Source organism: Caballeronia sp. INDeC2, from assembly GCF_023631325.1.
In the GTDB taxonomy this organism is placed as follows: domain Bacteria; phylum Pseudomonadota; class Gammaproteobacteria; order Burkholderiales; family Burkholderiaceae; genus Caballeronia.
In genome coordinates this window covers 12197-38393 of sequence record NZ_JALQDG010000042.1, presented here as the reverse complement: position 1 = coordinate 38393, position 26197 = coordinate 12197, and the positions used below count along the sequence as shown (strand labels likewise).

The 26197-nt window shown below is 64.3% G+C and carries 24 protein-coding genes and 2 pseudogenes; 8 read left to right on the top strand and 18 right to left on the bottom strand.

What is annotated here, in order from left to right:
- Positions 1-59: 59 nt before the first annotated feature.
- Positions 60-362, bottom strand: coding sequence for a DUF4148 domain-containing protein (locus NCS28_RS27345; RefSeq protein WP_250516914.1), 303 nt, complete (start codon positions 360-362; stop codon positions 60-62).
- A 126-nt stretch (positions 363-488) separates the two neighbouring features.
- On the opposite strand from NCS28_RS27345, the gene NCS28_RS27340 reads away from it, so the two are divergent.
- Together NCS28_RS27340 and NCS28_RS27335 are read left to right on the top strand one after the other, a co-directional pair.
- Positions 489-938 carry a YaiI/YqxD family protein gene (locus tag NCS28_RS27340; RefSeq protein ID WP_250516913.1) on the top strand — a complete coding sequence of 150 codons (450 nt, stop codon included), beginning with the start codon at positions 489-491 and terminating at the stop codon, positions 936-938.
- A gap of 110 nt (positions 939-1048) precedes the next feature.
- Positions 1049-1816 (top strand): annotated as a pseudogene (locus NCS28_RS27335) (alpha/beta fold hydrolase); the annotation flags it as partial.
- 129 nt (positions 1817-1945) lie between these two features.
- On the opposite strand, the gene NCS28_RS27330 reads toward NCS28_RS27335, so the two are convergent.
- Complete coding sequence (locus NCS28_RS27330) at positions 1946-3886, bottom strand: AMP-binding protein (RefSeq protein ID WP_250516912.1); 1941 nt, start codon at positions 3884-3886, stop codon at positions 1946-1948.
- 231 nt (positions 3887-4117) lie between these two features.
- Between NCS28_RS27330 and NCS28_RS27325 the strand changes: the two genes are divergently transcribed.
- Both NCS28_RS27325 and NCS28_RS27320 read left to right on the top strand, forming a co-directional pair.
- Positions 4118-5314 carry an acetyl-CoA C-acetyltransferase gene (locus NCS28_RS27325; RefSeq protein ID WP_250516911.1) on the top strand — a complete coding sequence of 399 codons (1197 nt, stop codon included), beginning with the start codon at positions 4118-4120 and terminating at the stop codon, positions 5312-5314.
- A 133-nt stretch (positions 5315-5447) separates the two neighbouring features.
- A pseudogene (locus NCS28_RS27320) lies at positions 5448-6595 on the top strand (porin).
- A 44-nt stretch (positions 6596-6639) separates the two neighbouring features.
- Here the strand turns inward: NCS28_RS27320 and NCS28_RS27315 are convergent.
- The 3 genes from NCS28_RS27315 to NCS28_RS27305 are packed head-to-tail and all read right to left on the bottom strand — an operon-like array spanning position 6640 to position 8447.
- The gene (locus NCS28_RS27315; RefSeq protein ID WP_250516910.1) at positions 6640-7047 is read right to left on the bottom strand and encodes a YybH family protein; all 408 of its coding nucleotides are present in this window, start codon (positions 7045-7047) and stop codon (positions 6640-6642) included.
- Positions 7047-7277, bottom strand: a complete 231-nt coding sequence (locus tag NCS28_RS27310) for a hypothetical protein (RefSeq protein ID WP_250516909.1) — start codon at positions 7275-7277, stop codon at positions 7047-7049. Before NCS28_RS27310 ends, NCS28_RS27315 begins: the two co-directional genes overlap by 1 nt.
- A 15-nt stretch (positions 7278-7292) precedes the next feature.
- Positions 7293-8447: an acyl-CoA dehydrogenase family protein gene (locus NCS28_RS27305; protein ID WP_250516908.1), complete on the bottom strand. Its 1155-nt coding sequence runs from the start codon at positions 8445-8447 to the stop codon at positions 7293-7295.
- A gap of 249 nt (positions 8448-8696) precedes the next feature.
- Between NCS28_RS27305 and NCS28_RS27300 the strand changes: the two genes are divergently transcribed.
- Both NCS28_RS27300 and NCS28_RS27295 read left to right on the top strand, forming a co-directional pair.
- Positions 8697-9602, top strand: a complete 906-nt coding sequence (locus tag NCS28_RS27300; protein WP_502801247.1) for an SDR family oxidoreductase — start codon at positions 8697-8699, stop codon at positions 9600-9602.
- Between the two features lie 16 nt (positions 9603-9618).
- Positions 9619-10497, top strand: a complete 879-nt coding sequence (locus tag NCS28_RS27295; RefSeq protein ID WP_250516906.1) for a MaoC/PaaZ C-terminal domain-containing protein — start codon at positions 9619-9621, stop codon at positions 10495-10497.
- Between the two features lie 38 nt (positions 10498-10535).
- Here NCS28_RS27295 and NCS28_RS27290 read toward each other — a convergent pair whose 3' ends face one another.
- From NCS28_RS27290 to NCS28_RS27270, 5 genes are all read right to left on the bottom strand, one after another.
- Positions 10536-12209: an electron transfer flavoprotein-ubiquinone oxidoreductase gene (locus NCS28_RS27290; RefSeq protein WP_250516905.1), complete on the bottom strand. Its 1674-nt coding sequence runs from the start codon at positions 12207-12209 to the stop codon at positions 10536-10538.
- 29 nt (positions 12210-12238) lie between these two features.
- On the bottom strand, positions 12239-13423 hold the full coding sequence (locus NCS28_RS27285) for a CaiB/BaiF CoA transferase family protein (RefSeq protein ID WP_250516904.1): 1185 nt from the start codon (positions 13421-13423) through the stop codon (positions 12239-12241).
- A 14-nt stretch (positions 13424-13437) separates the two neighbouring features.
- Positions 13438-14283 (bottom strand): enoyl-CoA hydratase/isomerase family protein, encoded by an 846-nt coding sequence (locus tag NCS28_RS27280; RefSeq protein WP_250516903.1) that lies wholly within the window; start codon positions 14281-14283, stop codon positions 13438-13440.
- Positions 14284-14435: 152 nt separating this feature from the next.
- Entirely contained in the window at positions 14436-15224 is a 789-nt protein-coding gene (locus NCS28_RS27275; RefSeq protein ID WP_250516902.1) for an IclR family transcriptional regulator, read from the bottom strand.
- Positions 15225-15231: 7 nt separating this feature from the next.
- Positions 15232-16062: an IclR family transcriptional regulator gene (locus tag NCS28_RS27270; RefSeq protein ID WP_250516901.1), complete on the bottom strand. Its 831-nt coding sequence runs from the start codon at positions 16060-16062 to the stop codon at positions 15232-15234.
- Between the two features lie 343 nt (positions 16063-16405).
- On the opposite strand from NCS28_RS27270, the gene NCS28_RS27265 reads away from it, so the two are divergent.
- The gene (locus NCS28_RS27265) at positions 16406-16960 is read left to right on the top strand and encodes a DUF2889 domain-containing protein (protein WP_250516900.1); all 555 of its coding nucleotides are present in this window, start codon (positions 16406-16408) and stop codon (positions 16958-16960) included.
- Positions 16957-18207: an acetyl-CoA hydrolase/transferase family protein gene (locus NCS28_RS27260; protein WP_250516899.1), complete on the top strand. Its 1251-nt coding sequence runs from the start codon at positions 16957-16959 to the stop codon at positions 18205-18207. The genes NCS28_RS27265 and NCS28_RS27260 overlap by 4 nt, the downstream gene beginning before the upstream one ends.
- Here the strand turns inward: NCS28_RS27260 and NCS28_RS27255 are convergent.
- The 8 genes from NCS28_RS27255 to NCS28_RS27220 form a co-directional block, all read right to left on the bottom strand.
- Positions 18181-19125, bottom strand: coding sequence for a LysR family transcriptional regulator (locus tag NCS28_RS27255; RefSeq protein ID WP_250516898.1), 945 nt, complete (start codon positions 19123-19125; stop codon positions 18181-18183). The genes NCS28_RS27260 and NCS28_RS27255 overlap by 27 nt on opposite strands.
- 27 nt (positions 19126-19152) lie before the next feature.
- Positions 19153-20328, bottom strand: coding sequence for a CaiB/BaiF CoA transferase family protein (locus tag NCS28_RS27250; RefSeq protein WP_250516897.1), 1176 nt, complete (start codon positions 20326-20328; stop codon positions 19153-19155).
- A complete protein-coding gene (locus tag NCS28_RS27245; protein ID WP_250516896.1) occupies positions 20318-21544 on the bottom strand; it encodes a CaiB/BaiF CoA transferase family protein in 1227 nt (408 codons plus the stop codon). The genes NCS28_RS27250 and NCS28_RS27245 overlap by 11 nt, the downstream gene beginning before the upstream one ends.
- Positions 21545-21565: 21 nt before the next feature.
- On the bottom strand, positions 21566-21985 hold the full coding sequence (locus NCS28_RS27240; protein WP_250516895.1) for a Zn-ribbon domain-containing OB-fold protein: 420 nt from the start codon (positions 21983-21985) through the stop codon (positions 21566-21568).
- Positions 21986-21995: 10 nt separating this feature from the next.
- The gene (locus NCS28_RS27235) at positions 21996-23207 is read right to left on the bottom strand and encodes a thiolase family protein (protein WP_250516894.1); all 1212 of its coding nucleotides are present in this window, start codon (positions 23205-23207) and stop codon (positions 21996-21998) included.
- A gap of 10 nt (positions 23208-23217) precedes the next feature.
- A complete protein-coding gene (locus NCS28_RS27230; protein WP_250516893.1) occupies positions 23218-23715 on the bottom strand; it encodes a MaoC family dehydratase in 498 nt (165 codons plus the stop codon).
- Positions 23716-23746: 31 nt separating this feature from the next.
- The gene (locus NCS28_RS27225) at positions 23747-24892 is read right to left on the bottom strand and encodes an acyl-CoA dehydrogenase family protein (RefSeq protein ID WP_250516892.1); all 1146 of its coding nucleotides are present in this window, start codon (positions 24890-24892) and stop codon (positions 23747-23749) included.
- Between the two features lie 136 nt (positions 24893-25028).
- On the bottom strand, positions 25029-26183 hold the full coding sequence (locus tag NCS28_RS27220; protein WP_250516891.1) for a CaiB/BaiF CoA transferase family protein: 1155 nt from the start codon (positions 26181-26183) through the stop codon (positions 25029-25031).
- Positions 26184-26197: the final 14 nt, after the last annotated feature.

Below are 26197 nucleotides of genomic sequence, written 5' to 3'. Positions count from 1 at the left end.
CGTGCGCGTCCGGCCATCACGGCTCGACGTGATGGCCGAACGCGCTTCTGCAAAACAGCCTACTGGCTTTGGCCCGTCGCGATCCCCGCTTTCTTCTGAGCGTTCTGTAAATCCTGGGGATAGTCGGGATCGTTGGCGCGGCCCGGGTTGTAGCCCGCGTCCTCGAGTTTCTTCAACTCGGCGTTCTTCTTCGCGCGCGCCTGTTTTCGGGCGGCTTTTTTCTCAGCTTTCGTAGTAGGTGCGGCTTGCGTCGCGTCGGTTGCGGTCGAGCCGGTGTTCTGAGCATAGGAAAGCGGGGCCGCGGAAGCGCCCACAACGCCCATGATGAGTGACACGGCAATGCTTGCCAGCTTCGTTCTCACGGTGATTCTCCGTTCTGGGTAGGAGACGCGTTTCAAAAAGTATAGGGCGTTCGGGTCCACGCTGCGTCATGCGATACTCGTCGCGCCGATTAGCACCGGCGACATCACATTCCCGGATACCCACCGATGCAAATCCTCGTCGATGCCGACGCCTGCCCCGCCGTCGTGAAAGACATCCTCTTTCGCGCAGGCCCACGCATGAAGGTGAACGTGACGCTCGTCGCGAATCAGTTCCTTCGCACGCCGCCCTCGCCGTGGATACGCGCCATTCAGGTGCCGGCCGGTTTCGACGTGGCCGATGCGCGCATCGTCGAAATTGCGGAGAGCGGCGATCTCATCATCACGTCGGACATCCCGCTTGCCGCGTCGGTGATTGCGAAGGGCGCGTTCGCGCTCGACCCGCGCGGCGAATGGATGAGCGCGGACAACATCGAAGAACGCCTGTCGATCCGCGCGATGATGGATCAGTTGCGCGGCTCCGGCGTCCAGACGGGCGGACCGCCGCCATACGCACCGCGCGACGGAAAGAATTTCGCCGCGCAACTCGACCGCTTCCTCGCGAAGAACGTTCGTTAGATCCGCCACGTCATTCCGACATGCGGAACGACGTATCGATGCGTGTTGACGCTTCGCTTGTTGCGCGATGACATTGAGTGCTGGCCGATAACCGCGAACAGGACACGACGATGAGCGCAGGAACTCGCCTCGCGGGCGCACCGCAGCCCATGCACGTATGGACCGGCTCATCGGGCATCGCGCTCGCCGCCGATACGTGGGGCGACCCGCACGGCCCGCTCGTCGTGTTGCTGCATGGCGGCGGCCAGACACGTCACGCGTGGGGCGAAACAGGCGCGCGGCTCGGCGAGGCGGGCTACTTCGCCGTTGCATACGATGCACGCGGGCACGGCGATTCGGGCTGGAGCCCGGACGGCGACTACGGCCTCGACGCCCTTTCGCGCGACCTGCAATGCGTGCTCGCTTCGGTGAACGGCGCGCGAGCAGTGCTCGTCGGCGCATCGCTGGGCGGCGCGACGAGCCTCGTCGCCATTGGCGAGGGCCGCGTCGATGCGAGCGCGCTGATCCTCGTCGACATCGTTCCGTACACGGAGCCTGCAGGCGTCGACCGGATTCGCGCTTTCATGCGGCAGCGTCCCGAAGGCTTCGATTCGCTCGAAGCGGTCGCCGACGCCATAAGCGAATATCGTCCGACGCAATCGCGCCGTCGCAATCCGGACGGACTCGCGAAGAACGTGCGGCTCGGCGACGACGGGCGTTATCGCTGGCACTGGGATCCGCGTTTCATCGAACGTCCGCTCGATATTCGCGCACGCCACGAACGACTGTCGGCGTGTGCGCGCGCGTTATCGGTGCCGACCCTGCTCGTTCGCGGCGCAAGCTCCGATGTCGTCAGCGAGGAAGGCGTGCGCGAGTTTCTCGCGCTGTGCCCGCATGCGGATCACGTGAACGTCACCGATGCGGGGCATATGGTGGCGGGCGATCGCAACGACCGGTTCGGGCGACGTCGCGATCGACTTTCTGCTGCGCAACGTGCCGGTCCGGTAACCGGCGCGTCTGAATCGCGTTCAGGACTGCGCGGCGCGGCGAATCATGTCGATGGCGGCCGGGTTGTCGAGCGACGAGAGATCGCCCGGCGGCCGCCCGCAATACACGCTGCGAATGACGCGCCGCATGATCTTCGAGCTGCGCGTCTTCGGCAACTGCTCGACGATGTGAAGCGCCGACGGACGGAACGGCCTTCCGAGCCGCGTATCGACGTGCCGCGCGACGGTGTGCTCCAGTTCCGCTTGCGACACGGGCGCGCCCGCCATCGGAATGACGAACACGACGAGCTTTTGCCCCTTGACGGCATCGTCCACGCCGATCGCGGCGGCCTCGGCGATCTGCGGCAATTCGAGCAGCACTTCCTCGATTTCCGCGGGCCCGACGCGCTTGCCCGCGAGCTTGATGGTGTCGTCGGAACGGCCGAGCATGAACCAGTGGCCGTCTTCGCGATGCATCGCCAGATCGCCGTGCACCCAGATCCCGGGCACCGTGCGCCAGTATGAATCGAGGTAACGCTCGTCGTCCTGCCAGAACGACTGCGTCATGCCGACGAACGGCGCGCGTACCGCGAGTTCGCCGATCGCACCGACGAGTGTGTGCCCCTGCGCATCGACGACATCGACCGCCACGCCCGGCGAACTCGTATTGAATCCGCTCGGCACGATGGGCTTCACGATCACGCTCGAGAGCAGCGCGCCCGACACTTCCGTGCCGCCCGTGTAGTTGATGACGGGGCGCTCGCCTCGCCCGAACGCGCTCTGGAACCAGACGAAGTGTTCCGGATCGATGCCCTCGCCCGCCGTGATGAGCAGGCGCACCGAAGACACGTCGCCTTGCATCGCCACTTGCGCGTTGGCTGCGAGGCCGCGAATGAGTGTCGGCGCCGAACCGAAATGCGTGATGCGATGCCGTTCGATCAGACGCGACATGCGCGACCAGTCAGGAAAGTCCGGTGCGCCGTCATAGCAGACGAGCGTTGCGCCGCGCAACAACGCGCTCGACATCACGAGACTGCCCGCGATCCAGCCCATGTCGGCGGGCCAGCAGAACACGTCGCCTGGCTTGACGTTGAAGTGCACCGCCGAATCGTGCGCGATCTTCATCGGAAAGCCGCCGTGCGTGTGGACCGCGCCCTTGGGCTTGCCCGTCGTGCCCGAGGTGTAGATCACCATGAACGGATCGCCGGATGCCATCACTTCAGGCGATGCATCCGGCGCCGCCGACGCGACTGCCGACCAGTCGGCGACATTTCCACGGAAGCCGCGCGCTTCGTTGCCGTCTTTCCAGATCAGCGTGTCGATATCGGGCAGGCGCGCGAGCGCTTCATCGACGAGCGCGCGCGCATCGACCCATTTGCCGCGGCGCGCAAAACCCGTGGTGGCGATGAGCGCGCGCGCCGTGCACGAGGCGAGGCGCGAGACGATCGCATCGACGCCGAAGCCGCTGAAAAGCGGCACCGCGATGGCGCCGATCCATGACAGGCCGAGCATCGTCACCGTAGCTTCGATGCCGTTTTCCATCAGCAGGCCGACGCGGTCGCCGCGTTTCACGCCCTGCGCCTTGAGGCCCGCCGCGAACGACGCGACACGCGCCTTCAGTTCAGTGAACGTGACGTTGCGCACCGAGCCGTCCTCGCGCTCGGCGACAACGGCAAGGTGTCCCGCCGTGGCCGGATCATCCGCCCACTTCAGCGCGGAGTTCACCCAGTTGAGCTTGCCGCCGTCGAACCATGTCGGGAATTCTTTTCCGGCCGAAAAATCCGCGTACGCGCGATACGGCTCGTCCCACACCATGCCGCAATATTCGAGCACCGTCTTCCAGTAACGGTCCGGTTCGGCGCTCGCGCAAACCAGCAGCGCGTCGTAGTCGCGCACGCCGATCCGTTCGATCAGCGCACTCACGTTCGATGTCGCGATGTCTTCGGCGCTCGGCCGCCACGCACTCTTCTGATGGTCGTTCATTGCAATTCCATACCGATCATTGTCGCTCCAATACTGAGCGGCAGAGGATGCCCGGTCAACGCGAGAGGCGAGCATGTTCCGTGCAACGAAACCGCATCGCGAACGCGCATGGCGATTGCATTCGACGTGCTATCGAAGTACGGAAATGTCTTTCGTCCTGCGTTGACGGAGGCGTCGTGCGGCTCGCATCGTGCAGCGTACACCTCGCACATTCACATCGAAGGACGATTCATGAGACGAGCAGCCATTGTTGCACCCGTGCGAACGCCCGTCGGCGCGTTCGGCGGCAGCCTTCGCGGCGTACCGGTCGAAGACCTCACCAGGCCCGTGATTCAGGCTGTGCTCGAACGCACGCGCATCGATCCCGCGCGCATCGACGATGTCGTGTTCGCACAGTCGTATGCGAACGGCGAGACGCCTTGCATCGGAAGATGGGCCGCGCTCAACGCGGGCCTGCCGGTGAGCGTGCCGGGCATGCAACTGGACCGGCGCTGCGGGGGCGGACTGCAGGCCATCGTCACCGCCGCGATGATGGTGCAAAGCGGCGCCGCGGATGTCGTGCTGGCGGGCGGCGTTGAAAGCATGAGCAACATCGAGTACTACACGACCGATATGCGCTGGGGCAAGCGCTCGGGCTCGGTGCGCTTTCACGATCGGCTGGAGCGCGGCCGCGAGCGCTCGCAGCCGGAAGATCGCTTCGGCTATATATCGGGCATGGTGCAAACCGCCGAGAATCTCGCGCGCGAATACGGCATCACGCGCGCAGAAGCCGACGCATTCGCGGCATCGAGCCACCGACGCGCGGCCGCGGCATGGGAAGCAGGCAAGTTCGACGATGAAGTCGTGCCTATCGCCGTGCCGCAGCGCAAGGGCGATCCGCTCCTGTTCACGCGCGACGAAGGCATTCGCGCCGACACGACCGCCGACTCACTCGCCCGCCTCAAGCCGATCATGAAGGACGGCGTGACGACCGCGGGCAACGCGAGCCAGCAGAACGACGCGGCGGCCGCGTGCCTGATCGTCGCGGAAGACAAACTCGATGCGCTCGAACTCGCGCCGCACGGTTATCTCGTCGGCTGGGCCGCGGCGGGATGCGAGCCGGCGACAATGGGCATCGGCCCGGTTCCGGCCGTCGAAAGACTGTTCGCGCGCACCGGCTTTTCGTTCGATCGCATCGATCTGGTGGAACTGAACGAGGCATTTGCCGCGCAAGCGCTCGCCGTGCTGAAAGGCTGGCAATGGGACGATCGCGAACGGCTGAACGTGAACGGCTCGGGCATCTCGCTCGGACATCCGATCGGCGCGACCGGCGTGCGCATGATGACCACGCTGCTGCACGAACTGCGGCGGCGCGGCGCGCGCTATGGCCTCGAAACGATGTGCATCGGCGGCGGTCAAGGGCTCGCCGCCATCTTCGAAGCAGCTTGAACATCTGCATCTGAATCTACACCGTTAGCACGCTCGATGGGCTGACGGTGTCAACGCATTCCATTTAATTCGTCATCCGAACTAGCTTTCATAACCAGCAGTCGAAGTCCTACAAAATCAAGGAGACACGTCGGTGAAAAGGCATCTTTTGTCGGTCGCGGTAATCAGCAGCGTCGCGGGCGCGGCGCATGCGCAAAGCAGCGTAACCTTGTACGGTCTCGTCGATGCAGGCGTGAACTACATCAACAACGACAACGGCAAATCCAATTGGACGATGACGATGGGCGTCCTGCAAGGCAACCGCTTCGGCTTCAAGGGCGTGGAAGACCTCGGCGGCGGAACCGCGCGATCTTCCAGCTCGAGAACGGTTTCACCACCGGCGGAGCGCTCGCGCAAGGCGGACGTCTCTTCGGACGACAGGCGTGGATGGGCATCGCCAACGACCGCTTCGGCTCGCTCACGATGGGCCGTCAATATGATTCCGTCGTCGAATATATTCAGCCGTTGAGCGGTATTCCGTACACGGGTCTCGCGCATCCTTTCGACAACGACAATCTGGACAACTCGTTTCGCGTGAACAATTCGGTCAAGTACACGAGCCCGAACTTCGGCGGTCTGAAGTTCGGCGGCATGTACGCGTTCAGCAATACCGCGACGACGGACAACGGCTCCGGTTTCGCGACGAACCGGCTGTGGAGTCTCGGCACGAGCTATACGCAAGGCAGACTCTCCGTCGGCGCGGCGTACATGCATCTGAATGCGCCGAACGCGAATACGACGGGCGCGGTCGCCGGCGATTACATCAACGTGACGACGACATCGCCGCTGCATGCCGCGGGGCTCACGGGCGCGGTGATCCGGCAGGACGTGGCCGCGGCGGGCGTGACGTATCAGTTATCGCCCGTCACGCTCGGCTTCGTCTATAGCCACTCGAAGTTCTACTCCACGAGCGACTCGCTTCGTCTCGACAACTACGCGGCGACGGCAAGCTGGCAGATCACGCCCGCGTTCTTTCTCTCCAGCAACTACACCTACACGGACGGCCGCGCACACAACGCGGATCTGAAGCCCCGATATCATCAGGCCGAGCTGATCGCCGATTACTTCCTCTCCAAGCGCACCGATGTGTATCTGCTCGGCGCATGGCAGCATGCGGTGGGCGACGCGCCGGTCGCATCTATCGCGCCGGATACGTACGGCACGGGCGGCACGTCCGCGCCCGATGCATCGACCACGCGCAACCAGGTGCTCGTGCGGCTCGCGATGCGTCACAAGTTCTGATCGGCTCGTTCATGCCGGCGCGCATGCGATGCGCGCCGGCATGTTCAGATAGGCGGCGATTCCGGCTCGGTGGAGAAATGATGTTGACGGATGCGCCACGCACCGTCGATCGATGCGATGACGAGCGTCGTGCGCAAGCGCGACTTCGAGGTCCTGTTGGCGGCGAGCGAGAACGTGAAGTCGCCGTACCCCTGTGCGAGAAAGCAGTATGGAGCCAGGCGAATGAACTGCTGCTCGATCAATGCGAGCGTGGCCGATTCGATCACGCCACGATAGGACGCGAAATACGCGAGGATTCCCGCTTCACCGACGGACTGCCCTTTTCGTCCGCCGAAGAACAACGCGTCCGGCGCATAGAGTGCGCCGAATGCCTGCACGTTCCAGTCGCGCGCGGCCGCATTCCAGGCGGCTTCGACTTCACGCAGAACGTCTCTTTCGGCCCACTCGCTCATCACGCGATTCTCATCGTCAGGCGGCGCGGCGCGGGCGGGAAAAGATGCCACGCGCCGTCGTCATGTTTGAAGAAGCAGATCGCGACATCGCCGCTCGCGTCGCGAGCCTCGACCTGCACGCATCGCAGCCGCTCGCCGCGATGAATCGAGCGTACACGAAACGGCACCGCCCGGTTGGGCGTGATCCAGCTCTCCACTGCATCGCGCAGGGACTTTCGCGCCGACATCATGTCGTGCTCCTTAGCTTAGCCGCGCGCTTCACGCAACATGTTGCGCGCGATGACGAGTTGCTGCACCTGCGTCGTGCCCTCGAAAATGCGGAACAGACGCACGTCGCGATAAAAACGTTCGATGCCGTATTCGCTCATGTAGCCCGCGCCACCATGAATCTGCACCGCGCGATCCGCGACGCGTCCGCACATTTCCGATGCGAACAGCTTCGCGCACGATGCCTCCGTGCTCACGTTCAAACCGTCGTCGCGGCGGCGCGCGGCATCGAGCACCATGCAGCGCGCCGCGTAGAGCTCGGCGCGGCTGTCCGCGAGCATCGCCTGCACGAGCTGAAATTCGCCGATGGCCTGGCCGAACTGCTTGCGCTCGATCGCGTATTGCAGTGTGTCGTCGAGCATGCGCTCGGCAACCGCCACGCATATCGCCGCGATATGGATGCGTCCTTTATCGAGCACTTTCATCGCGGTTTTGAAGCCCTTTCCTTCCACGCCGCCGATCAGATTCGCGGCGGGCACGCGGCAGTTCTCGAAGATGACATCGCAGGTATGCGCGCCGCGCTGCCCCATCTTCTTGTCGCGCTTGCCGAAGCCGATTCCCGGCGTGCCCGCCTCGACGATGAACGCCGAGATGCCGCTTGAACGCTTGTCCTCGGGATCGGTGCGCGCCATCAGCGTGAAGATGCCAGCTTGCGGCGCATTCGTGATGTAGCGCTTCGTGCCGTTGACGACGTAATGATCGCCCTCGCGTATCGCCGTTGTGCGCAGCGACGCCGCATCGGACCCGGCTTCCGGCTCGGTCAATGCGAACGACGCGATGATCTCGCCCGTCGCGAGACGCGGCAGATACAGCGCCTTCTGTTCCTCGGTGCCGTCGAGCAGGATGCCTTGCGAGCCGATGCCCACCGTCGTGCCGATCAGCGAACGAAACGCGGGCGATGCGCGCCCCAGCTCGAACATCGCGATCACTTCCTCTTCCATCGTCAGTTGCAGGCCGCCATACGCTTCCGGGATGGTCAGCCCGAAGAGGCCCATCTCCTTCATGTCGTCGACGATGTCCTGCGCAATCTCGTCGCTCTCGGCCACGCGCGCTTCGTTGGGGATCAGGCGTTCACGCACGAAGCGCGCGATGTTGTCGCGCAGCACGTTCATCGTTTCGATGTCGCGAATCATGGTCTTCAGTCTCTCCGGATGCTTCTGTCATGTGCTCATGCTGCGATTGCCGATGCACAGCGTCAACGCAATGTCGAAGCGTGTTCCGTACTTCGATCAAGCCTCTTCCGTGCGCGCGCCGAGTTTCGTGCTATCTGCATTTTCGATGTACGGAATGTCCTCGCGCATCGCGTTGACACGCATCGGCCGCGAGCTTCATCGTCGAAGTCAGGCAATCGGGTATCGACGGAGACAAACATGACGAGCAGGATGATGGAAGGCAAGGTCGTGATCGTATCGGGCGCGGGCGGCGGCATCGGGCGCGATATCGCGTTGCTGATGGCGCGTTACGGCGCGCGCGTGGTGGTCAACGACATCGGCGCATCGCTCGAAGGCACGGGCCGCGACAGCACGCCGGGCGAGCGCGTCGTCGAGGAGATTCGCGCGGCGGGCGGCGAAGCCGTATCGAACACCGACAGCGTCGCGGAGAACGGCGCGGGGGAACGCATCGTCGAACAGGCGCTCGATGCGTTCGGGCGTATCGATTGCGTCGTGAACAACGCGGGGATTCTGCGCGACCGCTTCTTTCACAAGATGTCGGACGAAGAATGGGACGCCGTGCTGAAAGTGCATCTGTACGGCAGCTTCAATCTGAGCCGCGCCGCCGCGAATCGCTTTAAGGATCAGGAGAGCGGCGCGTTCGTGCACATGACGTCGACATCGGGATTGATCGGCAATCTCGCGCAGGCCAACTACAACGCGGCGAAGATGGGCATTGCGGGGCTTTCCAAATCCATCGCGCTCGATCTCGGCAAGTTCAAGGTGCGCTCGAACTGCATCGCGCCATTCGCGTGGAGCCGCATGGTCAGCTCGATTCCGACGGACACGCCCGAGCAGGCGGCACGCGTCGAAAAGATCAAACAGATGACGCCCGCGAAGATCGCGCCGCTCGCGGTCTATCTCGCCAGCGACGGCGCGCGCGATGTCAACGGCCAGATCTTCACCGTGCGTAACAACGAAATCTTTCTGATGAGCCAGCCGCGCCCGGTGCGCTCCGTGCATCAGAGCGAAGGCTGGACGCCCGAATCCATCGCGGAGCATGGCATGCCTGCGTTGAAGGCGTCGTTCGTGCCGATGGATCGCTCCGGCGATGTCTTCAGTTGGGACCCGGTGTGACGCGACGGAGGCCGACTTGGCAATCGATTATCAAAAACTGAAGAACTGGCCTTTCGACGACGTTCACCAGACCTACACCGAGCGCGATAGCACGTTGTATGCGCTGAGCGTCGGATTCGGTGTCGATCCGCTCGATACGCGCGCGCTCAGGTTCACGTACGGTCCCGAGCTCGCTGTCGCGCCGACGATGGCCGCCGTGCTCGGCTTTCCCGGGCAGTGGATGCGCAATCCCGAGAGCGGCATCGATTATCTGAAGGTCGTGCATGGCGAGCAGCGCGTGACGCTCATGCGGCCTCTGCCCGCCGCGGCAACGATCATCGGGCGCACGCGTGTGCAATCGATCGTCGACAAGGGCGAAGGCAAGGGTGCGCAAGTGCTGATGTCGCGCGACGTGATCGATGCGTCGAATGGGGAAGTGCTGGCGCGCGTCGAGCAGTTGAACTTCTGTCGCGGCGACGGCGGCTTTACCGCGCGCGGTCAGCCGCACGATGCGCCGCTGCCCGTGCCACCGTCCGTTCCGGAGTCGCAGGCGGATATCGTCTGCGATCTGCCCGTGCGTGCGGAAGGCGCGTTGCTGTATCGCCTGAACGGGGACGCGAATCCGCTGCATGTCGATCCCGCGACGGCGCGCGCGGCCGGATTCGAGCGCCCCGTGCTGCACGGACTGGCGACGTACGGCATCGCCGGTCACGCGATTCTGCGCGTGATGTGCGGCTACGATGCGGCGCGACTCAGGATGCTCTATGCGCGCTTTTCAGCCCCGGCGTTTCCGGGCGAAACGATACGTGTCGAGATATGGCGCCAGTCCGCGGCGACGCTTCGGTTTCGCGCGCGATCGGTGGAACGAGATGTCGTCGTGCTCAACAACGGCGAAGCTGAAATCACCGAGGCCTGAGCGCAACGCGTGCCCGATCGAACGGGCACGCGCTTCGATCACATGTTCGGATAATTCGGCCCGCCGCCGCCTTCGGGCGTCACCCAAACGATGTTCTGCGTCGGATCCTTGATGTCGCATGTCTTGCAATGCACGCAGTTCTGCGCGTTGATCTGCAAGATGTCTTGCTGCGCATCGTTCTTCACGAATTCATACACGCCAGCCGGACAGAAACGCGCTTCCGGCCCTGCATACATGCGCAGATTGACATCGACCGGAATGCGCGCGTCCTTCAGCGTGAGATGCGCGGGCTGGTTCTCTTCATGATTCGTGTTCGATATGAACACCGACGACAAGCGGTCGAACGTGAGCTTGCCATCCGGTTTCGGATACGCGATGGGCGTGCATTGCGAGGCGGGCTTGAGCGTCTCGTGATCCCAATGCCGATGATGCAGCGTCCACGGCGCCTTGCCGCCCAGCACTTTTTGTTCGATGCCCACCATCAGCGTGCCTAGAACGAGACCCTTGCTCATCCATTGCTTGAAGTTGCGCGCGCGATGCAACTCGTCATGCAGCCATGAAGCTTTGAACGATTCGGGATAAGCGGCGAGTTCGTCCGATCGACGCCCCGCGCGCACGGCATCGAATGCCGCGTCGGCGGCCAGCATGCCCGTCTTGATCGCCGCATGCGAACCCTTGATGCGCGACGCGTTGAGAAAGCCCGCATCGTCGCCGACGAGCGCGCCGCCCGGAAACACGAGCTTCGGCAAGGACATCAGCCCGCCCGCCGTGATCGCGCGCGCGCCGTACGATACGCGCTTGCCGCCTTCGAGAAACGTGCGGATCGCCGGGTGCGTCTTGTAGCGCTGAAATTCCTCGAATGGCGAGAGATAGGGATTCGAGTACCCGAGCCCGACGACGAAGCCGACCATAACCTGATTGTCGTCGAGGTGATAGAGAAACGAACCGCCGTACGTATGGCGATCGAGCGGCCAGCCCGCGGTATGTATGGCGAGGCCGGGTCTGTGTTGCGCCGGATCGATCTCCCACAACTCCTTGATGCCGATGCCGTACACCTGCGGATCGACGCCATCGCGCAGATTGAAACGCTCCGATAACTGTCGTCCGAGATGACCGCGCGCGCCCTCGCAGAACAGCGTGTACTTCGCGTGAAGCGCCATGCCGAGCTGGAAGTTTTCGGTCGGCTCGCCATTCTTTCCGACGCCCATGTTGCCCGTCGCGACGCCCATGACCGCGCCGTCGTCGTGATACAGCACTTCGGCTGCGGGAAAGCCCGCGAAGATTTCAACGCCCAATGCTTCCGCCTGTTGACCGAGCCAGCGCGTCAGGTTCGCGAGGCTGATCACGTAGTTGCCGTGGTTCCTGAAGTTATCCGGCAACGCCCAATTCGGCACGGACCGCGCGCCGGATTCGGACAGGAACAGAAAGCGATCCTCGGTCACGGCGACATCGAGCGGCGCGCCTTGCGCCTTCCAGTCGGGGATGAGTTCATCGAGTGCGCGCGGATCCATGACCGCGCCGGACAAAATATGCGCGCCGATTTCCGAGCCTTTCTCCAGCACACAGACGCCGAGTTCGACGCCATGTTCCATCGCGCGCTGCTTCAGGCGAATCGCAGCGGACAAACCGGCAGGTCCGCCGCCGACGATCACCACGTCGTAGTCCATCGATTCGCGCGGACCGTATTGTTCGAGGACATTCGTTCGAGACATGAGCTTCGACTTTCCGATACATGAAAACTTCACGCCACGCCGAGTTCGCGCAGCGCCTGAATTTCCGCGTCGCCATAACCGGCTTCGCGCAGAATCTCCGTCGTATGCTCGCCGATGGTCGGCGGGCGCGATTCGATCGACGGCGGCGTGCGCGACAGCATCGCCGGCGACACGACGATCGGCGCCTTGCGCGCGAGCCCCGGATACTCGACCCAGTCGAACGCACGCGAAGCGTGGATCGCGGGATCGTCGAGCGCCTCGCGCGGCGAATAGACCGGACCCGCGGGAATGCGCGCCGCTTCGAGCGCGGCGAGCGCTTCCTCGCGCGTGCGCGACGCACACCACGCCGACATCATGTCGCTCAGCGCCGCGCCGTTTTCGCCGCGTCGCAAGTCGTCGGTGAAGCGCGGATCGTCCATCAGCGCGGGATCGCCGATCATGCGCACCCAGCGCCTGAAGAGCGGTTGCCCGATCACCTGCACGATGATCCATCCATCGCGCGTACGGAAAATGTCCGACGGTCCGTGTATCGGGCTGCGATTGCCGGTCGCCTGCCGGTCGATCGAGAGCACCGCTTCCTCGATCAGCGCGCCGCTCGCGAACATCAGCGCGGTTTGTAAAAGCGACGCTTCGACTACCTGTCCCTTGCCGCTCGTGCGGCGCTCGTAAAGCGCCATGACAGTGCCGAGCGCGCACGACAGCGCGGTCGCGAAATCGACGACTGGCACCATCGCCTTGGCCGGGCTTTCCGGCGTGCCCGACATGTAGACCGCGCCGCTCATCGCCTGGCCGACGCCGTCGAAACCGACGCGATTCGCCGCATCCGCATGCGACCCGAATGCGGACGACGCGGTGAGAATGATGTCCGGCCTGATGGCGCACAGCGACTCGTAATCGAGGCCGAGATTGGCGAGCGTGGCGGGCGGCATGTTGGCGATGACCACGTCGGCATCGCGAATCAGACGCTTCACGACTTCGCGGCCTTGCGGATGATCGATATCGAGCGTGATCGAACGCTTGTTGCGGTTCGATTGCAGAAAGAACGCGCCTTCGCCGCCTTCCGTGACCGGCATCACGAAGCGGTCCTCGCTGCCGCCGACGCGATCGACGCGAATCACTTCGGCGCCGAAATCCGCGAGCAGCGCCGCGCAGAACGGCCCCGCGATATAGCGCCCGAAATCGAGGACGCGAATGCCTTGAAGAACCTTGGCCATGTCCGGTCTTCCTCTCAGGCGTTGCGTACGGGCGAGACCGGCGTGGTCACGGGAAACGCCGGCGCGCGCTTCTCGCGGAACGACGCGACGCCTTCGCGCACTTCCGCGCCGCCGAAGCCGAACATCTCCAGCGCGAGCGATGCATCGAATGTCGGACCGGCTTGGCGCAACCAGTTGTTGAGCGCGTACTTGGTGAGCCGCACCGCGGAAGGCGCGCCGTTCACAAGACGAGCGGCGACGGAGAGCGCGGTGTCCTGAAGCTCGGCATCGTCCACGGCGAGCGACACGAGGCCGATTTGTTCCGCCTTCTCGCCGCTCACCGGTTCGCACAGCATCAGGTGATACTTCGCCTTCGCCATGCCGCACAGAAGCGGCCAGATGATCGCCGCATGGTCGCCCGCTGCGACGCCGAGGCGCGTGTGCCCGTCGACGAGTTTCGCCGAGCGCGCCGCGATCGATACATCCGCGAGCAGCGCGGCGACGAGCCCCGCGCCGACAGCCGATCCGTGTATCGCCGAGACGATCGGCTTCGAGCAGTTGATGATGTTGTAGACGAGGTCCTTCGATTCGCGCCACACGCGCACGCGCGCATCGAAGGACTCGATCATTTCCTCGACCATGTCGAAGTCGCCGCCCGCCGAGAACGCGCGGCCCGCGCCGCACAGAATCACGGCGCTCGTTTCCGGGTCTTCGTCGACATCGCGCCAGACGCGCGCGAGTTCGTCGTGGCCGCGCGCATCGAGCGCATTGAGCCGTTCCGGGCGATTCAGCGTGATGCGCAGCACGCCGCGCGCGGGACGATCGAATGCGAGCACGCTATACGATGCATAAGACACGTTGGACTTCACAGGCTCGGCCATGCATTCTTCCTTTCTCTCTGGAATTCGTTGAATCCATCGTGACGATGGCGGCCGATAGCGTCAACGCGGCGCGCCGCGATGTTCCGTACGTCGGAACGGCTCTGCTGCGTGGTTTCTCGCGTGCGAGTTAAAGCGGATTTCGATGTACGGAATCACGGCTCGCAATCGACATCCGCGAGTAGTTCGGTGAGCCTGCGACCGGCCGCGTGAAGCTCGGGAATCGCGCGCTTGCGGATCGCGATCATGTCGGGCTCGAGTTCGACCGCGCCGCAATTGAGCGACATCAGCGTGCGCGTGCGCCCTACCGTCAGCGGCAACGCAATGCCATATGCATTGCGCTGATATTCGCCGACGGCCATGCAGACGCCGGATGTGCGCAGATCCTCGAACGCGGTGTCGAGATTCTTGCGCACGATGTCCGCGTTCTTGCCAGGCGTCGCCAAAATCGCCGCGATGCGCTCGCGACGTTGCGATTCGGGCAGCGCATAGAGATGCGCGCGTCCGACCGATGTCGTTTCCATCGGCAGCACGGTGCCGACGCCGAGCCGCAACGTCGCGATGCGTGCGCTCGTCCGGCACGCGATGTACAGCATGTCGAGATGATCCGGCACCGCGAGTGCGACGCACAATTCGAGCTTGTCGGCGAGCGTCTGCAAAAACGGATCGACGAGGCGCGTGACGGGACTCGCTTCGAGATACGCGTGCCCGATGCTCAGCGCGCCCGCGCTCAGTTCGAACTGCCGCCCGCCGCTCACGCGCCGCAGAAAGCCGATGCGGATGAGCGTCGCGGTGATGCGCGAAACCGTCGCTTTGGGAAAGCCGGTGCGCCGAACGAGTTCCGCGTTCGACAAGGGCGCGCGCTCGGCGCGAAACGCGCGCAGCACTTCGAGCCCGCGTTCGACGGTCAGCGTGACGGGCGTGTTGTCGGCCGTGGTGCTCATTGTCGTCTCAATCGTCGAAAAGTACCTGCTCTCGCAGATGCTGCGCCGCCGCCACGAGACGCGGCCCGAGTTCACGTTCGACGCGCGCGCGTCCGAGCTTCGCGCTCGGCCCGATGCACGCCAGCACGAGCGGCGTTTGATCGCGAATCACGAGCGGCGTCGCGACGATCGCGAGGTCCGGCTCCCATTCGCCGAGCGACGTGCAATAGCCCGCGTTATGCGTCTGCGAGATGCCTTCGCTGATACGCCGCCGCAAATGCGGCCAATCGCGCCCCGCCTTGCGCTCGACGTTGCCGAGCAGATAGAAGCGCTCGAGCTCGGGCAGCGCGGCGAGCAGCGCCCAGCCCATCGGCGATGAAGCGATACGTAGCCGCGCACCCGCGTGCAGTTCGAGATCGATCGTCGCGGGCTTGCTCGCGCAAGTTTCGAGGACGATCACATCCAGACGGTCACGCGCAGCGAGCACGACATAGGTTCCGCTCGCCTCGGCGAATGATTGCATTTCGAGGCGCGCGAGACGCTGCACGCTCGAATGCGCGATGGCCGCATAGCCGAGCGAAAGCACGGATGCGGCGAGCCGGTATTTGCGCTGCGCGGGCGAATAACGCAGATATCCCAGCGCCACCAGCGAACGCAACATGCGCGACACGGTCGGCGCGGGAATGCCTGTTTCGAAGACGATTTCCTGATTGCCGAGCCACGGTTCCTGCGGCGTGAATGCGCCGAGTATCGCGAGGCTGCGGGCGAGCGGCACGACCATCGCCGTGCTCGTCTGTTCGCGTGCCAGATCCCAACGCGGCTGATGTGTTCCGGCGATGCGGCTCGGCTGCGTCGACATGATTCACTCCTGCTCCATGCTTTCGATTACAGGTTTTCGCAACAGGAACGTCAACCGCTTGGCGAATGTGTTCCGTACTTTGAAAGGCTTGTTTTCTTGCGAAATGACGGTTTGGACCGTGTGACTCGTGCAAGCCGAACGCTCGTTCGGTTGGAAGCGGCTTTTCGTCTCGACTATTTACCTAACGTTTGTTACCCTATCGATCGTTCGGTGACGTCGCCATCGGGAATTGCCCTCGCCCGGTTGCAACACCACGGTTTCGAACTACGGAACGCGCGCGCCCGAACGTGGACATCGCATCAAGAAGCCGCTTAGCGTTTGAAAAGCAAACGAGGCGAACCCAATGGCGATTCAACACGACGACATCACGCGCGAAGAGATTCATCATCGGCAGATCGACATGCGGGGATACCGGCGCAGCGATGGTCTGTTCGAAGCGAGCGCGATCCTCATCGATTCCAAGTCGCACGATTTCACGCCGCCTGGCGGCGCACGCACGGTCCGTCGCAATACGCCGATTCACGACATGGGCGTGACGCTCGCTTTCGATGCGGACATGATCGTGCGCGACGTGCTCACGTTCATGCGCGCGCATCCGTACGATCAGTGTCCCGGCGGCGGCGATTCGCTCCGCGCGCTGATCGGCTTGCGTATCGGCGCGGGCTGGAACGGCGAGGTGCGCAAGCGTCTGCCTTCGTGCGACACGTACACGCATCTGAAGGAACTGCTCGGCCCGCTCGCGAGCGCCGCGTTCCAGACGATGGTGGCACTGCGCCCATCGGCATTGAACGAGCGCGATAAGGACGGCAAGCCCGTCAAGATCGACAGTTGTCATGCATACGGCGCGACGCGGGGTCTCGTGAAGCGTTTATGGCCCGACCATCACACGCCCACATGAATCTCTCCGCGCTGATCCGTCCCGGCGACACCATCATGTGGGGCCAGTCGCATGCCGAACCCGTCACGCTGATGCGCGCGCTCGTTGGAGAGCGGCATCGCATCGGGCGCGTGCGGATTTTTCTCGGCATCGGCCTGTCGGACGTGCTCAAGCCCGAGCACGCCGACGCCTTCGATTTTCTCGCGTATTGCGGCAGCGGCTCGAATCGCGCGCTCGCGCGCGCGGGCGTGCTCGACATTCTTCCCGCGCACTATTCGCAGCTTCCGCAGCTCGTGCGCAGCGCGGCCTTGCGTGTCGATGTCGTCATGCTTCAGGTGTCGCCGCCAGATGCGCTCGGGCGTCATTCGCTCGGCCTCGCGCGCGAATATCTGGTCGAAGCGTTGAAGGGCGCGCGCGCGATCATCGGCGAAGTGAATGCGGCCGTGCCGTGGACGCACGGCGGACCTTATCTGCGCGAATCGGACTTCGATCTGCTCGTCGAATCGGATGCCGCGTCCGTCGACTCGCCTGTCAGTGCGCCCGGTCCGGTCGAAACGGCCATCGGCAAAAACGTGGCGCGTTTCATCGACGATGGCGCGACCTTACAGACCGGCATCGGCGCCATTCCCGACGCGGTGCTCTCGCAACTGATGGACCGACGCGATCTCGGCATTCACACGGGCAGCATCGGCGACGGCATCGCGGCGCTTTGCGAAGCGGGCGTCGTCACGAATGCGAGAAAAGCGATCGATGCGGGCGTCAGCGTGGGCGGCGTCATTATCGGCTCGGCGCGTGTGCGAAAGTACGCGCATCGCAATCCCGCCGTGGAATTGCGCGGCACGGAGTACACGCACGACGCGAACGTGCTCAGAAGATTCGATCGCTTCGTCGCGATCAATTCCGCCGTCGAGGTCGATCTGACCGGGCAGGTGAACGCGGAAGTCGCGGCGGGCACATATGTCGGCGCGGTAGGCGGCGTCGGCGATTTCCTGCGCGCCGCCCAAGCGAGCCGTGGCGGCGTACCGATCATCGCGATGCCGTCGACCGCGGGCAAGCACAGCCGGATCGTCGCGCGACTCGCCGGGCCTACGACGGTTGCGCGTAGCGACGCCTGCGTGATCGTCACGGAATACGGCGTGGCGGACCTGCGCGGACTGTCGCTCGCGCAGCGGCTGCCGCGCATGATCGGTGTCGCGCATCCCGATCATCGCGCAGCACTGGAGCGGGAAGCGCGCGACGCGTCATTGCGTGTCGTCGTGGCGCGTTGATTCGTCGCGCGGCTGATCGAGCAGCTGCTGCATCAGCGCGCGCGTGATCGGACTCGGGCTGCGTCCGCGCGGCGTCGCGATATGAATGCGGCGCACCGCCCACGGTTCAGCAAGTTCGATGACCGATACGCGGTTCAGCAATTCATGCCCGAGAAAGCATTCGGGCTGGACGGTCACGCCGAGACCCGCCTGCACGAGACTGATTGCGACGCCCGCGCTGCGCACGCAATGACGCGGCTCGAATTCAGCGCCCAGACGGCGGGCGGCCGCGCGAAACGCGCCGAGCATCGCATCGACGGTGATGAGTTTTTCCGGCAGCAATTCCTTGAACGTGACGCTCGAATGCGCGCTCAGCGGATGTCCTTGCGGCACGACGACGACCATCCGGTCATGCCGGTACGGCGTGACATCGACGCCGCCGAGATCCAGCTCGTGCGCCGCCGCGAAAAGCCCGATATCCGCCTCGCCTTTCGATACCGCGTGAATGATCTCGGCGTTTTCGAGTTCGCGCAGGACGAGATGGACGAGCGGATATTCGCGGCTGAACTCGCCCAGCTCGCGCGACAGAAACGGCACGAACACCGAGCGCGCCGACGCGACCGTCAACTCGCCCTGCATGCCTTCCGTGAAAGCGGCGATCTCGGCGCGCATGTCTTCGAGACTGCCGAAAATCGTGCGGATGTAGCGGGCGAGCACGTTGCCCGCCGGACTTGCGACGACGCCTTTCGAGCTGCGTTCGAGCAGCTTGACGCCGGCGATGTCCTCGAGGTCCTGAATGCGCTTGGTGGCGGTCGATGCGGCGATGTTCTCGCGGATTGCGGCGAGGCCGATCTGTTGTTCCTCCACCGCGGAAAGAAAGAGCTTGAGCGTGAACAGATCGACCTGACGGATCAGATGAAGCCGGTTGAAGGTTCCCATGTCTCCTCTCGCGCATCGCCGATGCGCTCATTGTGCGCTTTTTGCATGCGCTTCCTGCTGATGAACGTTCAGCAACGCCTCCAGCCGGTCGTTGTCCGCGCCGATATCACGCGCCGCGTGCAAGGGCGGCGGACGCTTGCCTTCGAACGACAGCGGCAGCCCGACCAGACCGATCTCGTCGTCCGGCGGCGTTTCGATGATGCCGAGTGCCTTCGTCTGCGCGTGATGAACAAGCTCGTCCGTCGTTTGCACGGGCGCGACCGGCAGGCCCGCCGCCTGTAGGCGCGCCTGCCAGAACGCACGCGATTCCTTTGCGAGCCGCGCGCCGATCAGACCGTCGATCTGCGCGCGATACTTGAGCCGAGCGGCGTTGGTCGCGAAGCGGTCGTCGCGCGCCCATTCGGGGTGATCGAGCGCGGCGCACAGCTTCGCGAAGAGCGCATCGTTGGCGGCGCTCACGATCAGATAGCCGTCCGCCGTCGGATAAGCCCGATGCGGCACGATGAACGCGACGCCCGATCCGTGCCGTGCGCCCAACTCGCCGTCGGCGTTGTAATTGGCGATGCCGACCGACATCCACGCGATCGCCGTCTCCAGCAGCGAGCTGCTGACGCTCGCCCCGCAATGCTTCGCCTGTCGACGGTGGAGCGCCGCGAGAATGCCGATCACGGCCCACATGCCGGTGCCGAAATCGACGATGGACACGCCCGCGCGCACCGGCGACTGCCCTTCCTCGCCCGTGATGCTCATGATGCCGGAGAACGCCTGCATCAGCGGATCGTAGCCGGGCAGATCGCTGAGCGGGCCGGCGTGTCCGAATGCGCCGATCTCGCAATGGACCAATTCGGGCTTGGTCACGCGCAGGCTGTCGGCGTCGAGGCCATAGCTCGCGCTCGTGCCCGGCCGCAGGTTATGGATAAACACGTCCGCGTGTTCGGCGATGAGCTGATGCAGCATCGCGAGCTGCGCCTGCTCCTTGATGTCGATGCTGATGCAGCGCTTGCCCCGGTTGATCGCGTGAAACGCCGCGCCGCTGCCTTTCCATGTGCTCGGTCCCCAGCCTCGCGAGGAATCGCCGCTTGGCCGCTCGACCTTCCACACGTCGGCGCCGAGCGCGGCGAGAATGCGGCCGCTGAACGGCGCGGACGCGCTGTCGCTCAACTCCACCACCACTACGTCCGACAGCGGCAGGTCACGTAGCATGTTCGTTCTCCGGTTGTGCGCCTTGCGCGGCCCAAGCGCCGCCGGACAGCAGAATGTCTTCGATCTCGTCGCGTCCGAATCCGTATTCGTGCAGCAACTGCACCGTGTGCTCCCCGAGGCGCGGCGCGGGATGACGCAACGCGGGCGCGCTCTCGCTCCATCGCTGCGCAATCCCGATACTGCGCAGCCTGCCTTCGGACGGATGCTCCTCTTCCGCGAAGAAGCCGGTCTGCTTCATGTGCGGATCGTCGAGCAGCGTCGCCGGCGTGTTCATCTCGATGACGGGAATGTCCGCTTCGACGAGCAGCGTCATCCACTGCGCGGTCGTCTTCGTTTCGAACGTGCGCGCGAGAAACGCATACAGATCGGCGATATGCTGCGTGCGTGCGTGAATGTCGGTGTAGCGCGGATCGTCGGCCATCTCCGGATGCCCGCTCAGCACGAAGAAGCGTCGCCAGTGGTGATCGGCATACACGTTCACGCCTATATAGCCATCGAGCGTGCGATACGGACGGCGATCGCCGTTCATCATGCGCGCGTAGCCCCAGTCGCCGATCGGCGGCACGAAGGTATGGCCGTAGAGATGATCGCCCATCACGAAGTGCGCGAAGGTTTCGAACATCGGCACCTCGACTTCCTGACCGACGCCGCTCTTCTCGCGCCGATACAGCGCCATTGAAACCGCCGAGCACAAGGCCATGCCGACCACGCGATCCGCGACGGCCGTCGCCACGTATTCGGGCTCACCGCTCTTGCGCGCCTGCAGGACCGGCATGCCGACGCCCGCCTGGATCAGATCGTCATAGGCGGGGCGATCCGCATAGGGGCCGTTCTGCCCGAAGCCGAACGCGCCGCAATAAACGATGCGTGGATTCATCTCCCGCACGTCCGAGTACGCGATGCCGAGCCGCGCCATCGATGCGGGCCGCAGGCTGTAGATCACCACATCGGCCTGCCGGATCATGCGTTGCAGCGCCGCCGCGCCGCGCTCGTGTTTCAGATCGAGGACGATGCTGCGTTTGTTGCGGTTCAGATGCAGGAAGATCGCGCTCATGCCGCGATGCCTGCATGGTCCGACGCCGCGCGTCGTGTCGCCTTCGCGCGATTCGATCTTGCATACGTCCGCGCCCATGTCGGCGAGCAGAAGCGACGCATACGGTCCCATGAAATTGGACGTGAGATCGAGAATGCGCACGCCGTCGAGTGGTCCTGCCATGACGTCTCCCCAGTGTGTTCGCTATCGGTCAAACAAGACGAATACCGGCATCTTCTGCGCGCCGCGTTCGACGATGCGCACCGTCACGCGCTCGCCGATGCGCACGGCGTCCGGTTCGGCATCGATCTGCGAGAACAGATAGTAGCCCTCGTCCATCCGGATGAAACCGACCGTGTACGGTGTCATCGATGCCCACACGGGCGTCGGGCCGCGCATGATCGTGCTGTGCGAAAAGACTTCACCGCGCCCTTCCGAGCGTTCCCAGCCGAGCGATTGCGAACCGCAGTGCGGGCACCAGGAATGCGCGGGCCATACGGCCTGCGCGCAACCGGCACAGCGCTGGAACGTGAGTTCGTCGTCAGTGAGCGCGCTCCAGTATGGTTCGGCATCCGGCAGGCGATACGGCTGCGGCCAGCATGGCGTCGAAATGGCTTCTGTCATTTGCGTTTCCTCAGATCGTGGAGGACAGCATCAGCACGGCGCCCGCCGCGAGCATTCCGCCCGCGCCCTGAACCAGCACGGTCTTCGGACGGCTTCTCGCCGCGAGGCCGAGCGGCGTGCCGCGCAACTGACGGATCGCCTCGACGATGCTGTCCATGTTGCAGGAAATTCCCGGCTGCCCGAACGAAAGCCAGCCGCCATTGGTATCGGTCGGCAGATCGCCGTCGATGCCGGTGCGTCCCTCGCGATACAGATCGATGCCGCGCCCTTTCTTTGCGAACCCGAGATCTTCCATCACGATCGGCCCCATGTGCGCGAAGTTGACGGAGATCTGCGCCATGTCGATGTCGGACGGCGTGAGGCCGGACATCGCATAGGCCTGGCGCGCTGCTTCGGCTGTCGCGGTATGCGTCAGGTTCGGGAACGCGCCGAGGCTTTCGAACTTGCAGCGGCGCATGTTCATGCGATCGGTCAGATACTCGTGCGTCGTCGCCGATCCGTAGCCGAGCACATAGATCGGAGCGCGCGCGTCCTTCACGTTTGCAGGCGACGTCACCACGAGCGCGCCGCCCGTGCCGCCGCCCCAGGTCGAACACATCCAGCGGCGCAACGGCGAGGCGACGTACGGCGAGCCCAGCACCTTCGCGCGGTCGATCTCGCCGAACTTCGCCTTCGCCGCGTGCGGATGATGCCGCCCCCAGCGCTGATTCGCGATCGCGACATCGGCGAGATCATCTTCGGTGATGCCGAACTCGTGAAAGTAGCGGCACGCGGCCTGCGCATACAGCGCGGGAATGGTCGGGCCATACGGAATCTCGAACTGCGGATCGGCGTCGGCTTCGGCGCCCAGCGCGACGGCATCGACGAAGAGTTCGGTCGCGTCGCTTTGCAGGCACAGCACGTACTCCGCGCGGCCCGCCGCGATCATCTGCGACGCAATGGCGATGGTCGACGTCAGCCCCGCGCCGTGCATCGTCACTTCGCTCGTGATGGTCACCGGCATCTGCATGTGCGAGATGAAGATGTTGCTCCACTGTGAGCGCCTGTCGGCCCACGGCGAGCGGCCGGTGAACACGGCATCGATCTGATCGCGGCCGATGCCCGCGTCGGCAAGCGCGTTGTGCGTGGCTTCGGCGGCAAGCTGCAACGGGTCCTTGCGATTCGCGCGCGATGCATACGCATCGCCCATTCCGACGATGGCCGCGACGGGTTGAGGCGTCATGCTCGCGCTCCTAGTCGTGAAACTCGGGCTGCGACCCGGCGACGAGCGCATCGAGATCGGCGCGCCTTCTCATCATCAGAAGGCTCCATTCGCTGCGCTGCACGACTTCGCCGCGCTGATTGAACGCCTTGATCAAAAAGGAACCGACGCCGTACTTGTCGTCCTTCTCCTTCTTGCCGATGACTTCCGCGCTCACGTACACGGTGTCGCCAATCTTCACCGGATTGAGAAAGCGCATCTTGTCGACGCCGTAGTTCGCCTGGATCGCCGGGCCGAACTGCAGCAGACCCGAGAGCAGCGAGAAAGTCAGCATGCCCTGCACGAGGCGCTCGCCCCAGCGCGTCTTCGATGCGTATTCGGTGTTCGAGTGAATCTCGATCCAGTTGCCTGTGAACATGCAGAACATGACCACATCGCTTTCAGTCACGGTGCGGCCCGCCGAGCGGAATCTCTGGCCGATCTCCAGTTCGTCCCACGGCACGTTCACGCTGTTGTTGACGACGCTCATCGATATCTCCTGTGTGTGTTGTTCGCGGGATTCACTGCCGCATCGATTTCGCGATGATCGTGCGTTGAATCTGCGACGTGCCACCGCCGATCGTCGACTGAATGCTCTCGCGCAGATAGCGCTCCATGTCGGCCTCGGGCAGGTTCGCGTAGCCGCCCAGCACCTGCATGCCGGCGAGCGCGCATTCCTTCAGCGTCTCGGAGCCGTAGAGCTTGGCCATCGACACTTCGCGGCTGCACGGCACGTGCGCGGCCGCCATTTGCGCGGCGCGATAGCACAAGAGACGCGCGGCATCGACCTTGGTCAGGCAATCGGCGAGCATGTGGCGGATCACCTGAAACTCGTACAGTTGCTTGCTGAACTGGATGCGCTCGTGCGCGTAGCGCGTGGCCGTGGTCACGGCCTGTTGCGCGTTGCCGGTGTAGGCCGCGGCGACCGCGCAACGTTCCAGCTCCAGATGCTCCGTGATGATCTTCCAGCCCTGACCGACATCGCCGAGCAGCGCATCGGCGGGCACGCGTGCTTCGTCGAGAAAGATTTCGGTGGTGCCCGTCGCGTGGCGCGAGAGCGTCGGCAGCTTGTTGATGACGACGCCCTTCGTGTCGTTCGGAATCAGCAGCACCGAAAGGCCGCCGTGCTTGTCTTCGTTGCCGGTGCGCACCAGCATCGCGATGGTGGTGTCCTTTGCCGCCGCGCCGCTGCACCAGAGCTTCTGGCCGCTGACGATCCAGTCGCCGTTGCTGTCGCGACGCGCGCGCGTCTTCGTGTTGGCGGCATCGGAGCCCGCGTCCGGCTCGGAGATCGACACCGAGAAGCGGATCTTGCCTTCGATGAAAGGCTTCACGTAGCGCGCTTTCTGTTCCGGCGTGCCGAACTTGATGATGTTCATCGCCGTGAAGGTCGGCACGAGCACCGAGCACGCGAAGTCGAAGCCGAATTTGCCGAGGCCTTCGGCCATCAGCGAGTAATCGAAGATGTCGCCGCCCGAGCCGCCCTCTTCTTCCGGAATCAGGATGCCCAGCCAGCCTTGCTGTGCGATCTTCTCGTAGGCCTCGTACGGATACTGCCGTTCCATGTCGCACTTGCGCACGTATTCGACGGTGATCTCGTTGTCCATGAACTTGTTGACGGTGTCGAGCCACATCGTTTGCGACTCGTCCAGAAAGTTTGCGGGCATGTCTTCTTGCTCCTCGTTGGATGACCGATGTATCGGTATTTGCAGGTTAGAGCGATGCCCCTTGCGATCCAACTGGCGTTTTTCGAAGCCCGGTTTCGATGATGTCGAAGCGTGTTGCGCGTGCGCTGAAACGGGCTCAGACGATCGCGCCGGCGTTGCGCAATGCGGTCAACTCTTCGGGCTCGAAACCCCAATCGCTCAGCACGGCGTCGGTGTTTTCGCCGGGCGAAGGCGGCGGCCGCTGGATCGCGCCCGGCGTGCGGGAAAAGCGCGGCGCGGGCGCGGGTTGCGTGACGCCATCGTTCACGACGAACGTCTCACGCGCGCGTAGATGCGGATGATTCGGCGCTTCGGCCATCGACAGCACCGGCGCGATGCACACCTCGCGCCCTTGTGCGAGCGCGCACCATTCGTCGCGCGTGCGGGTGCTAAATCGCGCGGCGAATATCGCGTGCACGGCGGGCCATTGCGCGCGGTCGTGCTGGCTGGGCATCGCGTCTTCGCGCAGGTCGAGAAGCGCCAGTGTGTTGCGCCAGAAACGCGCCTCGTTCGATCCGAGGCTCACCCAGCGTCCGTCCTTCGTTTCGTACACGTTGTACCAGGGCGCGCCCGAGTCGAGCCGGTTGACGCCGCGTTCGTCGCGCCAGTGGTCGCCGGCGCGCAGGCCGTAGAAGAGCGTCATCAGCGAGGCAGAGCCGTCGACCATCGCCGCGTCGATCACCTGACCCTTGCCCGAGCGCTGTCGTTCGAGAAGCGCCGATACGACGCCCAGCGCGAGGTACAGCGAACCGCCGCCGAAATCACCCGCGAGGTTCAGCGGAATCGCGGGACCGCCTTGCGCGCGTCCCACGGAATGCAGCACGCCGGTGAGCGCGATGTAGTTGATGTCGTGTCCCGGCGTCTCTGCGAGCGGTCCGTCTTGTCCCCAGCCGGTCATGCGTCCGTAGACGAGCGCGGGATTTTCGGCGAGACACGCATCCGGTCCCAGCCCCAGTTTTTCCGCGACGCCGGGGCGAAAGCCCTCGATGAGCGCATCGGCGCAGCGGACGAGTTTCAGGACCGCGTCGGCGGCTTCGCGCTTCTTCAGATCGAGCGCCGCGCTGCGACGCCCGCGATGCAGCAGATTGAAGCGATGTTCGACCGGCGCGCCGCCGTCGTAGCCCGGCGGCCGGTCGATGCGGACGATGTCCGCGCCCAGATCCGCAAGCAGCATGCAACAGAACGGCGCCGGGCCCACGCCGCCCAGCTCGACGATGCGAATGCCGGCGAGCGGCCCTCGTGCGTTTTCCATGTCCGTGGCCTCCG

Coding starts and splice junctions, on each gene's coding strand:
- NCS28_RS27340 (WP_250516913.1), top strand. CDS start 489: ATGCAAATCCTCGTCGATGCCGACGCCTGCCCCGCCGTCGTGAAAGAC.
- NCS28_RS27330 (WP_250516912.1), bottom strand. CDS start 3,886: ATGAACGACCATCAGAAGAGTGCGTGGCGGCCGAGCGCCGAAGACATC.
- NCS28_RS27325 (WP_250516911.1), top strand. CDS start 4,118: ATGAGACGAGCAGCCATTGTTGCACCCGTGCGAACGCCCGTCGGCGCG.
- NCS28_RS27315 (WP_250516910.1), bottom strand. CDS start 7,047: ATGAGCGAGTGGGCCGAAAGAGACGTTCTGCGTGAAGTCGAAGCCGCC.
- NCS28_RS27310 (WP_250516909.1), bottom strand. CDS start 7,277: ATGATGTCGGCGCGAAAGTCCCTGCGCGATGCAGTGGAGAGCTGGATC.
- NCS28_RS27305 (WP_250516908.1), bottom strand. CDS start 8,447: ATGATTCGCGACATCGAAACGATGAACGTGCTGCGCGACAACATCGCG.
- NCS28_RS27300 (WP_502801247.1), top strand. CDS start 8,697: ATGATGGAAGGCAAGGTCGTGATCGTATCGGGCGCGGGCGGCGGCATC.
- NCS28_RS27290 (WP_250516905.1), bottom strand. CDS start 12,209: ATGTCTCGAACGAATGTCCTCGAACAATACGGTCCGCGCGAATCGATG.
- NCS28_RS27285 (WP_250516904.1), bottom strand. CDS start 13,423: ATGGCCAAGGTTCTTCAAGGCATTCGCGTCCTCGATTTCGGGCGCTAT.
- NCS28_RS27280 (WP_250516903.1), bottom strand. CDS start 14,283: ATGGCCGAGCCTGTGAAGTCCAACGTGTCTTATGCATCGTATAGCGTG.
- NCS28_RS27275 (WP_250516902.1), bottom strand. CDS start 15,224: ATGAGCACCACGGCCGACAACACGCCCGTCACGCTGACCGTCGAACGC.
- NCS28_RS27270 (WP_250516901.1), bottom strand. CDS start 16,062: ATGTCGACGCAGCCGAGCCGCATCGCCGGAACACATCAGCCGCGTTGG.
- NCS28_RS27265 (WP_250516900.1), top strand. CDS start 16,406: ATGGCGATTCAACACGACGACATCACGCGCGAAGAGATTCATCATCGG.
- NCS28_RS27260 (WP_250516899.1), top strand. CDS start 16,957: ATGAATCTCTCCGCGCTGATCCGTCCCGGCGACACCATCATGTGGGGC.
- NCS28_RS27255 (WP_250516898.1), bottom strand. CDS start 19,125: ATGGGAACCTTCAACCGGCTTCATCTGATCCGTCAGGTCGATCTGTTC.
- NCS28_RS27250 (WP_250516897.1), bottom strand. CDS start 20,328: ATGCTACGTGACCTGCCGCTGTCGGACGTAGTGGTGGTGGAGTTGAGC.
- NCS28_RS27245 (WP_250516896.1), bottom strand. CDS start 21,544: ATGGCAGGACCACTCGACGGCGTGCGCATTCTCGATCTCACGTCCAAT.
- NCS28_RS27240 (WP_250516895.1), bottom strand. CDS start 21,985: ATGACAGAAGCCATTTCGACGCCATGCTGGCCGCAGCCGTATCGCCTG.
- NCS28_RS27235 (WP_250516894.1), bottom strand. CDS start 23,207: ATGACGCCTCAACCCGTCGCGGCCATCGTCGGAATGGGCGATGCGTAT.
- NCS28_RS27230 (WP_250516893.1), bottom strand. CDS start 23,715: ATGAGCGTCGTCAACAACAGCGTGAACGTGCCGTGGGACGAACTGGAG.
- NCS28_RS27225 (WP_250516892.1), bottom strand. CDS start 24,892: ATGCCCGCAAACTTTCTGGACGAGTCGCAAACGATGTGGCTCGACACC.
- NCS28_RS27220 (WP_250516891.1), bottom strand. CDS start 26,183: ATGGAAAACGCACGAGGGCCGCTCGCCGGCATTCGCATCGTCGAGCTG.